The organism is Aquirufa sp. (assembly GCF_964796385.1).
The window spans coordinates 65,351-79,677 of record NZ_CBAUBA010000006.1 but is presented as its reverse complement, the minus strand read 5'-3'; the positions used below and the strand labels follow the sequence as shown (position 1 = coordinate 79,677).

At 38.9% G+C, this 14,327-nt stretch carries 14 protein-coding genes; 7 read left to right on the top strand and 7 right to left on the bottom strand.

The annotated features are described in order from the left end of the window. Window positions 1-36: 36 nt before the first annotated feature. Window positions 37-462 (bottom strand): YkvA family protein, encoded by a 426-nt coding sequence (locus tag AC1W6K_RS03685; RefSeq protein WP_481946480.1) that lies wholly within the window; start codon window positions 460-462, stop codon window positions 37-39. A 155-nt stretch (window positions 463-617) separates the two neighbouring features. Between AC1W6K_RS03685 and mdh the strand changes: the two genes are divergently transcribed. Beyond that, on the top strand, window positions 618-1,553 hold the full coding sequence (gene mdh, locus AC1W6K_RS03680; protein ID WP_481946479.1) for a malate dehydrogenase: 936 nt from the start codon (window positions 618-620) through the stop codon (window positions 1,551-1,553). A 56-nt stretch (window positions 1,554-1,609) separates the two neighbouring features. Here the strand turns inward: mdh and AC1W6K_RS03675 are convergent, their stop codons facing one another. Then, window positions 1,610-2,854, bottom strand: coding sequence for an ABC transporter permease (locus tag AC1W6K_RS03675; RefSeq protein ID WP_481946478.1), 1,245 nt, complete (start codon window positions 2,852-2,854; stop codon window positions 1,610-1,612). 140 nt (window positions 2,855-2,994) lie between these two features. Between AC1W6K_RS03675 and AC1W6K_RS03670 the strand changes: the two genes are divergently transcribed. Together AC1W6K_RS03670 and AC1W6K_RS03665 are read left to right on the top strand one after the other, a co-directional pair. Further along, on the top strand, window positions 2,995-5,952 hold the full coding sequence (locus AC1W6K_RS03670) for an FAD-binding and (Fe-S)-binding domain-containing protein (RefSeq protein WP_481946477.1): 2,958 nt from the start codon (window positions 2,995-2,997) through the stop codon (window positions 5,950-5,952). Next, on the top strand, window positions 5,949-6,245 hold the full coding sequence (locus tag AC1W6K_RS03665; RefSeq protein WP_481719582.1) for a DUF4286 family protein: 297 nt from the start codon (window positions 5,949-5,951) through the stop codon (window positions 6,243-6,245). Before AC1W6K_RS03670 ends, AC1W6K_RS03665 begins: the two co-directional genes overlap by 4 nt. Here the strand turns inward: AC1W6K_RS03665 and AC1W6K_RS03660 are convergent. After that, complete coding sequence (locus tag AC1W6K_RS03660; protein WP_481946476.1) at window positions 6,242-6,925, bottom strand: uracil-DNA glycosylase; 684 nt, start codon at window positions 6,923-6,925, stop codon at window positions 6,242-6,244. The two genes, AC1W6K_RS03665 and AC1W6K_RS03660, sit on opposite strands and share 4 nt — an antisense overlap. Before the next feature lie 15 nt (window positions 6,926-6,940). On the opposite strand from AC1W6K_RS03660, the gene apaG reads away from it, so the two are divergent. Further along, a complete protein-coding gene (gene apaG, locus AC1W6K_RS03655) occupies window positions 6,941-7,327 on the top strand; it encodes a Co2+/Mg2+ efflux protein ApaG (protein WP_395785143.1) in 387 nt (128 codons plus the stop codon). After that, window positions 7,327-7,746, top strand: a complete 420-nt coding sequence (locus tag AC1W6K_RS03650) for a hypothetical protein (protein ID WP_481719584.1) — start codon at window positions 7,327-7,329, stop codon at window positions 7,744-7,746. Before apaG ends, AC1W6K_RS03650 begins: the two co-directional genes overlap by 1 nt. A 43-nt stretch (window positions 7,747-7,789) precedes the next feature. Here AC1W6K_RS03650 and AC1W6K_RS03645 read toward each other — a convergent pair whose 3' ends face one another. Both AC1W6K_RS03645 and AC1W6K_RS03640 read right to left on the bottom strand, forming a co-directional pair. Then, window positions 7,790-9,592 (bottom strand): DEAD/DEAH box helicase, encoded by a 1,803-nt coding sequence (locus AC1W6K_RS03645; RefSeq protein ID WP_481719585.1) that lies wholly within the window; start codon window positions 9,590-9,592, stop codon window positions 7,790-7,792. A gap of 170 nt (window positions 9,593-9,762) precedes the next feature. After that, the gene (locus AC1W6K_RS03640; protein ID WP_481946475.1) at window positions 9,763-11,016 is read right to left on the bottom strand and encodes a hypothetical protein; all 1,254 of its coding nucleotides are present in this window, start codon (window positions 11,014-11,016) and stop codon (window positions 9,763-9,765) included. Between the two features lie 79 nt (window positions 11,017-11,095). On the opposite strand from AC1W6K_RS03640, the gene hisB reads away from it, so the two are divergent. Next, entirely contained in the window at window positions 11,096-12,196 is a 1,101-nt protein-coding gene (hisB, locus tag AC1W6K_RS03635) for a bifunctional histidinol-phosphatase/imidazoleglycerol-phosphate dehydratase HisB (protein ID WP_481946474.1), read from the top strand. Between the two features lie 148 nt (window positions 12,197-12,344). On the opposite strand, the gene radC is transcribed toward hisB, so the two are convergent. After that, entirely contained in the window at window positions 12,345-13,034 is a 690-nt protein-coding gene (radC, locus tag AC1W6K_RS03630; RefSeq protein ID WP_481946473.1) for a RadC family protein, read from the bottom strand. Window positions 13,035-13,107: 73 nt separating this feature from the next. Continuing rightward, the gene (gene rpsT / locus AC1W6K_RS03625; protein ID WP_395785149.1) at window positions 13,108-13,365 is read right to left on the bottom strand and encodes a 30S ribosomal protein S20; all 258 of its coding nucleotides are present in this window, start codon (window positions 13,363-13,365) and stop codon (window positions 13,108-13,110) included. 50 nt (window positions 13,366-13,415) lie between these two features. On the opposite strand from rpsT, the gene AC1W6K_RS03620 reads away from it, so the two are divergent. After that, window positions 13,416-14,309, top strand: a complete 894-nt coding sequence (locus AC1W6K_RS03620; RefSeq protein WP_481946472.1) for a zinc dependent phospholipase C family protein — start codon at window positions 13,416-13,418, stop codon at window positions 14,307-14,309. Window positions 14,310-14,327: the final 18 nt, after the last annotated feature.

Here is a 14,327-nt window from a genome sequence, read left to right as displayed (position 1 = left end):
TATATTCAATAGTCGTTAAAAATCCTTTAATAAGGCTCAAACATTCACATGTTTTTCAAATTCATCTAGCTCCTTTTTGATTGACTTACCTACCCATAATACAAGGGCTAAATCATCTGTAAATCCTATAAAAGGAAGTACATCCGGGATAAAATCAAACGGAGAAACAAAGTAAAACAAAACTGCTACAATTTTTACTAACGTAATAGCTGGCAATTTCTTGTATCGTCCTTGCACATACGCTTTAATCATTTCACTGAACAACAAAACGTAATGATTTAACAATCTGACCACAGTCAAATTACTTTGGGCGGCTAATTCACTGACTTTTTTTAAGGATTGCTGAACAATGCGCAACATACTTAATTTATCTTGTGCCATGGCAGATTCAGCTTTCTCTAACGCTTTTTCAAAAAAAGAAGATGAAACGATGCGGTCAATAAAATTGGATTGTTTAGACATTTTATAAAATTAATTTTTAAATATACTAAAATCAACCTTAAAATGAAGCAGACTTATCCTTAATTCAATTCATTTTTAAAATAGATACTACATTTGACGATTATGTCTTATTTTTGCGGTGTTTTTGAATCAATCTTTCCTAAAATATAAACACAATGAAAATTACCGTAGTAGGAGCTGGTGCCGTAGGTGCAACTTGCGCTGACAACATCGCTAGAAAAGAATTAGCAGATGAATTAGTATTATTAGATATCAAAGAAGGTATTGCGGAAGGCAAAACGCTTGATATGTTTCAAACTGCATCCTTATTTGGTTTTGACACTAAATTAGTTGGTTCAACTAATGATTATTCAAAAACAGCCAATTCAGATGTTGTTGTAATCACATCCGGTTTGCCACGGAAACCAGGTATGACACGCGAAGAGCTAATCGGCGTAAATGCAGGAATTGTAAAAAGTGTTGTTGAAAACATTTTAAAATTCTCTAAAAAACCAATCATTGTAATCATTTCTAACCCGATGGATACAATGACTTATTTGACAAAATCGATAACTGGCTTAGACAAACACCGCATCATCGGTATGGGTGGAACCTTAGACTCAGCTCGTTTCAAATGCTATTTAGCAAAAGCGATGGACGTTTCCATCAACGATATCCACGGAACGGTAATCGGTGGCCATGGAGATACAACCATGATTCCATTAAAGCGTTTGGCAACCTATAATGGCGTTCCAGTAAGCCAATTTTTAGATGCAGAGACTTTAGACAAAGTAGCGGCTGACACGATGGTAGGCGGAGCAACATTAACCGGATTATTAGGTACTTCAGCATGGTATGCTCCTGGTGCAGCTGGTGCTGCTTTAGTTGAGGCGATTGTTCGTGATGAGAAAAAAATCATGGCGTGTTGCGTATCACTGGAAGGCGAATATGGCCAATCAGACATTTGCCTAGGTGTACCAGTCGTACTTGGCAAAAACGGTTGGGAGAAAATTGTCGATTATAAATTAACAGAAGAAGAAAAAGCTGCTTTCAATAAATCAGCTGAAGCAGTTCGTAATATGAATTCAGTATTAGCGACTTTGTCTATCTAATCTAGCATTCAAAAGTGTAAAAGGGCCATTTGTCAACCGACAGATGGCCTTTTTTTTTATTTAGAGCGGATGGCAATAACTGGATCCATCTTAGCCGCTACCCAGGCAGGAATAATTCCAGATAAAATCCCAATAAAACTCGAAATTAATAAACCACTAAATATATTATTTGCGGTCAGTGTTAATGGTAGTGCATCTTGCGGTATGTAGGTAATCCCTACGACGAGTGTGATGCCAACAATCCCACCAATTAAACTCAAAAAGACCGCCTCAAATAGAAACTGGAACAGAATAAAATAATTTTTTGCTCCTAAAGACTTTTGAATTCCAATGATATTGGTTCGCTCCTTGACCGAAACAAACATGATATTGGCAATTCCAAAACCACCAACTAACAGTGAAAATCCAGCAATTAATGCGCCAGCAATATTCAAGGCCGTAAAAATTCCGTCAAAAAACTGGTTCAAGCCATCCAGACGATTAACCGTAAAACTATCTTCCTGCTTTGGTTTAATCGAACGCAAACTGCGCATCATGCCCGTAACCTCCCCTTCCAATTCCACTTGGCCTATATCTGAGTCAAAAGCCTTAATAGCAATATCTGGAGCTGGTTTATCCTTTTGAAAAATGGCCGAATAGGTCGTATATGGGATAATAACTTTTTCGTCAGGTGTTCCTCCAAAACTCAACATATCATTTCCCTTTTTCTCAATAACACCTATTACAGAAAATTTAATGCCATTAATTTTGATGATTTCGCCTACGGCCGACTTCCCATCAACTAAGGCTTCGGCGACTTTCGCGCCAATAATACATACATAAATACCATTATCGGATTCGATTGGAAGGAAATAACGCCCATCGGAAATCGGAGTACTTGTAATTTGATTATACTCATAACTCGCACCAGTCATATTCGCATCAATACTATTGCTTCCACGTGTAATTGAAGCCGTACGTCCACCATCCATAATGGCAACAGTCTGAGCCATTTTTAAATTTTCTTTTAAATATTTATACTCAGCATATTTCATTTCTGGCCGATTCAAATATTTCCACCAAGGATAACTACTTGACATAACCCAAGGCCATTTACCCACATACATCACACCTGAACCAGCAAATGAATCAATCTCCGTACGAATTTTACCTTTCAAGGAATCTACTGCGGTAAAAACAGCCACGATAGCAAATATCCCGACGCTCACGCCAAGTAGCGATAAGGTCGTTCGCAATATATTAGAGCGCAATGCTTGATAAGCAAACACCAAACTCTCAAAAACTTGACGGAGAAAAATCATAAATTTTAAATAGATGCCGAATTTACTAGTTAATTGTGAAAGTTCTTGATATGAAAGGATGAATAGAAAATATAAACTTTTGAATGGTCATATGGCATTAAGATTGGATTTCGTAAATTTAAAATTCAATAGCGTAAATCATGTCTTGGAGTAAACACGATGCCGAAAATCTAGCCATTCATTTTGAAGGAGAATTGCATTTTAAAAATGACCTTCAATCAGACATCGCTAGAAAAATATATGCCACTGACGCATCTGTATATGAAGTACAGCCCATTGCCGTCGCTAAACCCGCTAGCTCAAAAGATATCAAAAGACTAGTTCAGTTCGTCGAAAACCACCGAACAAGCGTCATACCAAGAGGAGCCGGAACGTCACTCGCCGGCCAAGTAGTAGGCGATGGAATTATCATGGAAATTGCGGCACCCATGTCCAAAGTGATTCAATTAAATATTAAAGAGAAGACTGCCTGGATTGAACCTGGTATCATTCGGGATGATTTAAACAAACAATTAGAGCCTTCTGGTTTATTTTTTGGCCCTGAAACTTCGACAGCAAACCGTGCACTTTTGGGAGGAATGCTGGGAAACAATTCATGCGGATTACATTCTATTGTTTGGGGAAATGTTCGCGATCACCTGTTGGAAACACGAGCGATTCTTTCAGATGGTTCTGAGATTTACACCCATCCGTTAAGCACAGAAGAGTTTTACAAAAAAACGTCCCTACCGAATCTAGAAGGAAAAATTTACACGGAAATTCATCGCATGTTGAATAATCCAGCGGTCCAACAACTCATTCAGGATAATTTTCCAAATCCAGTCATCACCCGCAGAAACACTGGGTATGCGCTCGATGCGCTTGTAAGCATGCAGCCATTCAATCCAGCAGGAAAACCATTTAACCTTTCGGCCTTAATGGCAGGCTCAGAAGGAACGTTGGCTGTTGTACATGGTATGAAAATCAACTTACTTGACCTACCTAGTAGGCACGTTGGCCTTATTTGCATACACTGCCACACGTTACAAGAATCACTTCAGGCAAATCTAATGGCCTTATCGTGTCAGCCAACTGCCTCAGAATTAGTTGACAATTTCATTCTATCATTTACTGAAAATCATCCAAATTTCATCGAGGACCGTAAATTTATTGAAGGTAAACCAGAGGCTATTTTGATGGTTGAATTCCGTGCTGATACAGAAGAACTACTACATGAGAAAGTAGACAACTGCATTCAAAAATTAAAAGAAGCGCACCTTGGTTATGCGTATCCTACGTTAGTAAATGAAGATATTTCGAAAGGTTGGGATATTCGTAAAGCTGGATTAGGTTTAATTCGCAACCTACCAGGTAAGAAACAGCCCGTAAATTTGATTGAGGATTGCGCGGTGGCGCCGGTAGATTTACCTGCTTATGTGGCTGAAATTCAAGCTTTGTTAGCAAAAAACCACGTCCAAGCTGCATATTATGCACATGCTGGTGCAGGAGAATTACATATTGAGCCCTTTATCGACATCCATACCCCCGAAGGTAAATCTTTATTTAGGTCTCTTTTATCGGAAACAGTTGAGATTCTGAAAAAATACCGAGGCTCCCTAAGTGGTGAACATGGAGACGGACGGCTTCGAGGTGAATTTATTCCTGCCTTGATGGGCCAAGAAATATATCAATTGTTTAAAGAGATTAAGTATGTTTTTGACCCACATAACCTATTAAATCCGGGTAAAATTGTCAATACACCACCGATGGATGAAGCATTTCGACCACGTGTTTCACAGACAAATTTACCAACGTTCTTTCATTACGGGGATTTAGCGGGCCCTTTGGCACTGGCTGAAAAATGTTCAGGCTCCGGTGATTGCAAAAAATCATCGATAAGCGGAGGTACGATGTGCCCAAGTTTCATGGCGACGCAAAATGAAAAAGACAGCACACGCGCGCGGGCAAACATGCTGCGTCAATTAATCACCTCAGAAGGTGATCAAGCCTATAACAATCCTGAATTACTCGAAGTCTTAGACTTGTGCCTTTCTTGTAAAGGATGCCAAACAGAATGCCCGTCCGGTGTAGACATGGGTAAGCTAAAAGCAGAGACATTACAACAACATTACCTCCAAAAAGGAACTCCATTTCGCACGCAATTAATTGGGCATTTTCCCAAGCTACAAGCATTAGCAAGTTACATCGCACCAGTGTACAATATGCTTGTCGCATTTCCAGGGACAAGTATTATTATCAAGACACTGATGGGTTTCTCTTGGAATCGCAGCATTCCAGAAGTACATTTCACATCACTTGAAAGTTGGTTTAAACGCTACAGTAAGCGTATTAACCAAGGCGAATTCAAGCAAGGACAAGTTTATCTATTTGCTGATGAATTTACCAATTACAACGATGTAGAGCTTGGTAAAAAAACGATCCTACTCTTAAATGAACTAGGATACGGTGTAGAAATCCCCTCTGATATCATCAGCGGACGAAGTTATATCTCAAAAGGGATGTTGGCCATTGCGCAAAACTTGGCCAACAAAAACGTACGTAAACTCGCACCAATCATCACAAAATCAAAACCGTTGATCGGTATTGAACCAAGTGCCTTATTGAGTTTTCGTGATGAGATACCGCAGCTAGTTTCAGCAGATTTACGGGAACAAGCGAATGAGCTAAAAGAAAATTGCTTACTGATTGATGAATTTTTAGCCCAAGAAATTAAGACTAAGCGGATTGGAAAATCCAAATTTTCAACTGGTAAACAAAAAATCGTTTTACACGGCCATTGTCATCAAAAATCCATCGCCGGGTTGAGTGGTACGCGTCAGGTGTTAAGTTTTCCAGAAAATTTTGAGGTTGAATTATTGCCAACTGGCTGTTGCGGCATGGCAGGGTCATTTGGCTATGAAAATAAGCACTACGAATTATCCCAACAAATTGCCAAATTAGTACTGTTCCCTCGCCTACTAAGTACCAAAAGCAGCACCATTATCGCTAGTAATGGAACTTCTTGTCGGCATCAAATAAAAGATGGCATCGACAAAGAGGGAAAGCATCTTGCAGAAATCATGTATGATGCTTTAGCCAAAAAAACAATAAAGTCATGATCCAATTCAATATTTCCATTTTTGTGGAAAATGCCATTGAGACACAAGCGATAAAGGCATTGACTCAGCATATTATTCCAGAATTAAATGAATGGGATTTTGTTGAGCAGGCGCATGCATTTGAAATTAGTTCACATCAAGAGCCTGATTCTAAAGGTTTTTCGATCCAATGCCTTATTCCTACCACGGAAGAACGACGTAAAGAGGCCATTGAAACATTGATATCCGAATTTTTTGCACAGGAATTTCCAAATCAATTCGTGTATTTCCCGAGCCAGTTAAAGCGAATCTAGGTCCAATTTATCGGTTCAGAGCCTGTTTTCTTTAAAAAATCATTCGCACGCGAAAAAGGTTTTGTTCCAAACCATCCGCCACGATTAGCAGATAGCGGAGAAGGATGTGCACATCGAATGACGAGGTGTTTTGTTTCATCTATGTGCTTGCCAACTTGTTGGGCATAGTTACCCCACAGCATAAAAACCAGAGGTCTTTCACGCGAGTTTAAGGAGGCTAGAATTGAAGAGGTGAAAGTTTGCCAACCGATCTTTACGTGGGAGCCTGGTTGATTCGCCCGAACCGTAAGCACCGAATTCAATAATAAAACACCTTGATTGGCCCAATCTGTTAGATCGGTTTGAGATCTTGGAACACCTAAATCGGCAGTTAATTCTTTAAAAATATTTCGCAAGGAGGGTGGAATTTTAATCCCATTGGGTACAGAAAAACTAAATCCTTGCGCCTCCCCTTCTCCATGGTACGGATCTTGGCCCAAAATCACAACGCTAACATCTGTATAAGCTGTTAGTTCCAAAGCCCGAAATACTTTTAAAAACTCCGGAAAAACATGTTGGCTCTCATATTCATCCCTAAGCCGAGCCGCCAATGCATCCATCCAAGCTTGATCGAAATGAGATTTCAAAATTAAATTCCAATCATTTTGTATTAAATCCCGTAAATTTAGGTCCTTAGTCATTAAATAAATTTTGATATGCCTCAATCCACTGAAAAAGGATTTAAGATAACTGTAAAAGTGACTCATATGCCTGATTATGAATTACAGGCACCCTATAAACACTTTTTCTCGTACCAAATTACAATCAAAAATACTGGAAATCAACCCGCGCAATTGGTAAGCCGATTTTGGAAAATCATCGACGGAAGCCAAGCGCCTGAATATGTAAAGGGATTAGGCGTCGTGGGCCTGCAACCTATTATTGAATCAGGAGAATCATTTACATATACATCTGCTTGTCCCATTGTCTCAGAGATTGGACAAATGAGTGGCTATTTTACCTTCTTAAATTTAGTTGACCAACAAACATTTCAGGTAAATACACCTGCATTTGAATTAGTTACTAATTACAGTTTAAATTAATGTTCGCACGACTACGTTTTAACTGGAAAGCACAAACGGCACATGGACTACACTCACCATTTGTCTATGATTTATACGTGTCGGTAATTAATCCGATCTACCAACAATCCAATGTAAACTTGGTAGAAAAACTTATTCATGGGATAGGAAGCTATTTAAAGTTAGCGAAAGGAAAATTGCACGTCATCGATTTAAGTCGAATTCAAGAGATCGAATTGGAAGCAATCGAAAGCTTGTTTGAAAGTACGGATAACGTAATCATTTGCTTAAATCCACATGCAAATGCGCAAACGTATTTAAAATGGCAAAAATTTTACCAAAACAAATTAGTTATTCATTCAATCGAACTATTCGAAATGGGAATTATTAGTTTAAATCCGACTGCTCCGAAACAACACTTTTGGCTAAAAAAGTCATAAAAAAAGGAGCAACCATTCGGCTGCCCCTCAAAAAAAAATAGACTTAAACTGGCTTAGCAATTTCAACTAATACACGCTTTCCTTTAATCTGCGCGCCTACCATTTTATCAATTACCTGATTAGCATATTCTTTTGGAACATCCACGTAGGTATGCTTATTCTCAATTTGAATTTGCCCTAACACATTTCCTGGAATTCCTGTTTCGCCAGCAAAAGCGCCAACGATATTGGAAGGGGAAATTTTCTCATTAAAGCCAATATTCACGAACATACGTACCATATTTTCGTCAGTTTTGTAAGGTTTTCCTTCCCGGTCAACGCGTGGTCCACGTGGGCCACTGCCGCGTTCAGAACCTCTTTCAAAACGACCGCCACGATCTCCACCACGGTCTCCATAACCACCACGTGATTCACGATCAAAACGACCACCACCACGACGTTCACCACCACGCGAATCACGATCACGGAATCCTCCGCCACGCTCCTCACGACCAAACTTACGTGATTGACGTTCAAATTCGCCTTCTAGATTTTCATCACCAAATTCATTCTTTTGGATGCCCATGTTCATTTTAACTAAGGCAGCAACAATTTGCTCCGTAGAAAAACCTGCATGCTGTAAACTCTCTAATGAATCAGCAAATACCTCCAAGTCACCCTCATTGATGGTAGCAGCAACACGTTCGATAAACATGCCTTTTTTAATGCCTACTACATCAGTGAATGATGGAATCACTCCTTTGTCAATTTTAACTTTGGTGAAATTCATAATTTCACGCAAACGATTGCGCTCAGAACCCACTACCAAGGTAAATGCTTTACCGAATTTTCCGGCACGACCTGTACGACCGATACGGTGTACGTAATATTCTTCATCTAATGGGATATCGTAATTTATTACAGCGTCCACATTATCAACATCCAAACCACGCGCAGCTACATCCGTAGCAACCAAAATACTAACATTTCCATTACGGAAACGATTCATTACTTGGGTCCGTTGGCTTTGACGTAAATCACCATGCAAACCTTCTGCAGAATAGCCACGAGCGACTAATTCCTCAACAACCTCATCAACACGTTTCTTTTGATTACAAAAAATTAGCATCAATTTCAACGCATAAAAATCAATCAAACGGGTTGTTACTTCCATTTTAGCGCGACCTTTAACATCAAAATACAATTGCTCGATGTTCACATTCGTCATCTCATTCTTAACGACCTTAACTAATTTAGGATCAGTTAAATAACGACTAGTTAACGCCAAAATAGGCTTAGACATCGTCGCAGAGAATAAAACAGTTTGGCGCTCATTAGGCATTTCTTGCAAGATACTTTCAATATCCTCGCGGAATCCCATATCTAACATTTCGTCTGCCTCATCTAAAACGATCATAGATGCTTGCTGCAACTTCAAAGCACGACGCTCAATTAGGTCAATCACTCGACCTGGAGTACCAACAACAATGTTTGCACCCGCCTTCAACGATTTAATTTGACGATCTATTGAATCACCGCCATAAACGGTGGTCACCCAAACACCTTTTGTGAATTTGGCCAATTTCTTCATTTCTTCAGAAACTTGAACAGCCAACTCACGTGTTGGACATAAAATTATTGCTTGTACGAATTTTTCAAAAGGAACAATGTGCTCAATCATCGGAATACCGAAGGCTGCGGTTTTACCCGTACCTGTTTGCGCTTGTCCTATGACATCACGACCTTCTAAAACGAAGGGTATAGCTTCTGATTGGATGGGAGAAGCGAATTCAAACCCCATTTCTTTTACTGCTTCTTGGATACCTTCCGACAAAGGAAGACTATCAAAGCGAATTTTTTCACTCATGATTATATTGTTTAACTATGATGCCCTCACACATCCGTAATTAAACCTAATAGCCCTCTAGTCATATAAGACAGGGTTTTACAATCTCTTGTAATCGATTTATGCGGATGCATTTGTACTAATAAGCCACAAAAGTACGCCTACTTACTACAGAAAGCAAATGAATTGCACTATTTTAATAAAGTCTTTTTGGTGAGCACCATATAAACGTCGGAATCACTATCCGAAAAAGTAACGGAAGGATCATCCGATTTGACCTCGATTCGTACAGGAACTACCCCCTCACCTACCAATCGGTTTTTCAAGACAAAGCCTCTTTTAAGGGACGAGCGTTCATTTTTACCTGATTTGACCACCAATTTCACATGCACATCTTTGAACGCATATAAGCCTTCAGCTAACCGCTTAAAAACAAGGTCATTAGAAGCTAAAAGTAGATCAGTTTGATTATCAAATTGCAATTCTTTCAAACTGAATTCAGCAGATTCAAGTTGAGTTGAATCGATTAAATACTGATGTATGGACACAAGTACTGACGACTTAGATATATCGAATGGCTTACCACTTGGCCATACTAACGTAATTAAAGAATCGGATTTTAACCGATCCGAATCTAAAACGGCCTGAGTTAAACTGTCGTTTAATTTACTCAAACTGTCCAATGGAATAATTTCTTCCGTTTCTGTTACATTTTCTGCATCATTATCACTTCGAAATGTCGTATACCAAATTGCGAAAGCGCCCACTAAAACGACAGCAACCACTGAAAGTAACATGGGTAAGGTAATCCGCTGCATTAAACCCGTTGACGTATCTGCATGCGTTTCACTTTCATCCGAATACGCCAATACAACCATGGGATCAACCTTCAATATGTCTGAAAGCAATAAAATATCTGATATCGCATATTGAATTTTACCTGAACACAACGCATTAAAATCCGACTTCTTAGCCAAAAAGAAGGCGCTATATGCCTTCCAATCTTTTAGTGCTGGATAATCTGTTTGCTTCAATTTATACCCATATAATCCAAAAAATAAGGTTAACCCTTTTAGTACAGATGAACTCTTGCAACCAAGATCGCGTGATAACAACATCGCAATCGCACTTTTTTTATCTGGAATTAAAATACTCATCATGCCTTCGCCAAAATGCATAATTTCATCTAAATCAAACTTAGCTTCAGAATCGCCAACATACCCCTCTATCGATTCAATAGGGATTGGTTTTTGTAAAATGAAATTATACAATGCATTGTATCGTATGCGATTGCGTACCAATTTCAATAATCCTCCCAAAATAATTGCCTCCCAAACCGGAAATAATTCAGCGACTTTTTCTTCGGTCTCTTGTAACATAACTGCAACCCTTTTCTGGATTCGCAGTTTTTCTTCCGCCGACAGTACACTAAATAAATGGGTCATATGATTAATTTCAGATGCGAAATTACCTTATTTTTATTTTTTATCCTCGTAAATAAGTACAATCATTTACCTTTGCGTTATGAAAAAAGTTTTATTTATCGATCGCGATGGAACATTGATCGTTGAACCCGTGATAGACCAACAAGTTGACAGTTTCGAAAAACTCGAATTTCTACCACATGCTATTTCGAATTTGAAGAAAATCAATGATGAATTTGATTTCGAATTGGTCATGGTGACAAATCAAGATGGTTTAGGAACTGCTTCGTTTCCAGAGGAAACGTTTTGGCCAGTCCACAATAAACTGTTGGCAATTCTTGCGGGAGAAGGCATCCATTTTTCAAACATACACATCGACCGTAGTTTTCCAGCAGATAATCTACCTACTCGTAAACCCGGAATAGGGATGTTGTCAAACTATTTCACTTCCGAATACGACTTAGCAAATTCCTATGTATTAGGTGATCGCGAAACAGATATTCAATTAGCTAAAAATCTAGGTGCCCAAGCCATATATATTGGAAATGGCACATTGAAGGATTCGGTAGCCTTGCAATGTACGCATTGGGATGACATTTATACATTTTTAAAATTACCTGCACGCAGCGTTACACACGAACGCAATACGCATGAAACCAAAATTGCCATCGAGTTAAATTTAGATGGATCAGGGAAAGCAAATAACCAAACTGGGCTTGGATTTTTTGATCACATGTTAGACCAAATCGCAAAACATGCTAATGTAGATCTCGCTGTCCGTGTTCAAGGTGATTTACACATAGACGAACACCATACCATTGAAGACACAGGAATCGCCTTGGGTGAAGCTTTTTCATTGGCATTAGGCGACAAAAGAGGCATAAACCGGTATGGATTCCTTTTACCTATGGATGAATGTTTAGCTCAGGTAGCCATTGATTTCTCAGGAAGAAATTGGCTTGTTTGGGAAGCTTCGTTCAAACGAGAAATGATTGGTGAAATGCCTACGGAGATGTTTTCGCATTTTTTCAAATCATTTTCAGATGCTGCCAAATGCAATATAAATATTCAAGCATCCGGAGAAAATGAGCACCACAAAATTGAAGCCATTTTCAAAGCCTTTGCGAAAACGATTCGCATGGCCGTGGAGCGTGACGTGAAAAATTTAAATTCTTTACCAAGTACAAAGGGATTACTTTAAACAAATTGATTATTTTTGTATAAATATTAAAAACACTATGGGTTATTCAGGAGCAGCATTTTTCATCATTTTGTTCGCGATTTCAGTATTTGTGGGATCGAAACTTCAAAAAATCTATAAGGAAAGAGGCAAATAATCGCCTCTTTTTTTACATCCATCCTTCATCAGCAAAGCTGACGTATGTGTTGCCGGCCATGATCAAATGATCAGCAACCGCAATTTCAAAGAGCCTACCCGCCTCTACTATCTTTTTTGTGATATCTCGATCTGCCTGACTTGGCTTCCTCTGCCCAGAAGGATGATTATGTGCTAAAATCAACGAAGATGCTTGTTGGCCTATTGCCGACTTAAATATCATTTTAACATCAACAACCGTTCCAGCAATTCCTCCCGTACTTATTCGCTCTATTTTAAGTAAACGAGCAGCTCGATTTAAATGGATCACCCAAAATTCCTCATGCCCCAGGTCTAAAAATTTGGGCTGAAATAAGTCAAATGCATCTTTAGAACTTCGAACAAAAGGTATGTCGGTTGGTAAATGAAATGCAGCACGCCTACGTCCAAGTTCGAGTGCAGCTATTAAAATAGAAGCCCGCGCAACACCAATACCTCGAAAATTCATAAAATCCGACGTGGTAAATTGGCCCAATCGATTTAAATCAAAATCAATAGTCTCAAGAATTGATTGCGCAATACCTAACGCAGAAAGGCTTGGAATGCCAGAACCAATTAATATAGCAAGCAACTCCTCCAAACGAAGAAATTCTTTGCCTTGGCTGGCTAATATTTCGCGAGGACGATCCTCCACACGCAATGCAGAAATTTTAGTTGAATACATGCCCGAAGGTAACAGGCATAAATAAGAAAACCCCGCGAGTTGCGAGGTTTTCCAAGTACTTGATAATAAAGTCTTAGGCGGCTAATTTGTTTGCCAACTTAGCTAATTTAGATTTTTGATTAGCTGCTTTATTCTTATGGATGATATTCTTCTTTGCTAACTTATCTAATGCAGAAGATACTTGCTTGAATAAGTCTGAAACCAACGCTTTATCCGTTGTAAGTCTTAATTTCTTCACCAACGTACGTGTTGATTTATGTTGATAACGGTTACGCAAACGCTTTGATTCATTTGCACGGATACGCTTTAATGCTGATTTATGATTTGCCATCTTCTAAAAAATTCTCTTTTCTGTAAAATTGAATTGCAAAATTAAACAAAATGATTATAAATCACAATATATCATTCAAAAAATTATTCAATAGGGTACTCCTGCTTCAAATATGCCTAATTTATACGACAAATGCTCTTTCATGGGGATTTTATGCCCATAAACGCATTAATCATCTCGCGGTATTTACCCTTCCACCCGAAATGAATCGACTTTATAAACGGCATATACGAGAGATTGAAAATTTGGCTGTATTGCCAGACCAACGAAGACATTCGATGGATGAGGAAGCCGCCCGCCATTACATTGATTTAGACAAATATGAACTTAAAGTCTTAGCCTATCTACATTATGATAAAGCAATTCTTATGTATACCCAAGATAGTTTACAACAGCATGGCATCGTTCCATGGATTATACCGATGATGCAAAAAAGGCTAAAACAGGCCTTTTTGAACCGAGACACCCTTCAAATAATTAAAATTTCCGCTGAACTTGGCCATTATATTGCGGATGCACATGTCCCCTTGCACACTACATCTAATTACGATGGCCAACAAACAAATCAAGTGGGTATCCATGCTTTTTGGGAATCCAGAATTCCCGAGATGCTACAGGCAGACCTAGAAGCTTGGTCCATGCCGGCCACCTACATCATAGATTTACAAAAAAATACGTGGGAATGGGTACTAGAAGCGCATACATATGTAGGCACCTTACTACAGGTTGAGATTAAATTGAACGCGCGAACAAAGCCAGTCAATAAATATGTATTTCTAAAAAAGGGATCTATACTTACCAAAACCTATGCTCCGGCTTATGCAAAAGAATATCACAAATTACTAAATAAGCAGATTGAACATCAATTTAATCAAGCAGTTCAGCATATCGGAAATGTTTGGTATTCAGCATGGCTGGAATCTGGCCAACCCGACTTTAAATAATTTTGTGCAATTTTGCAG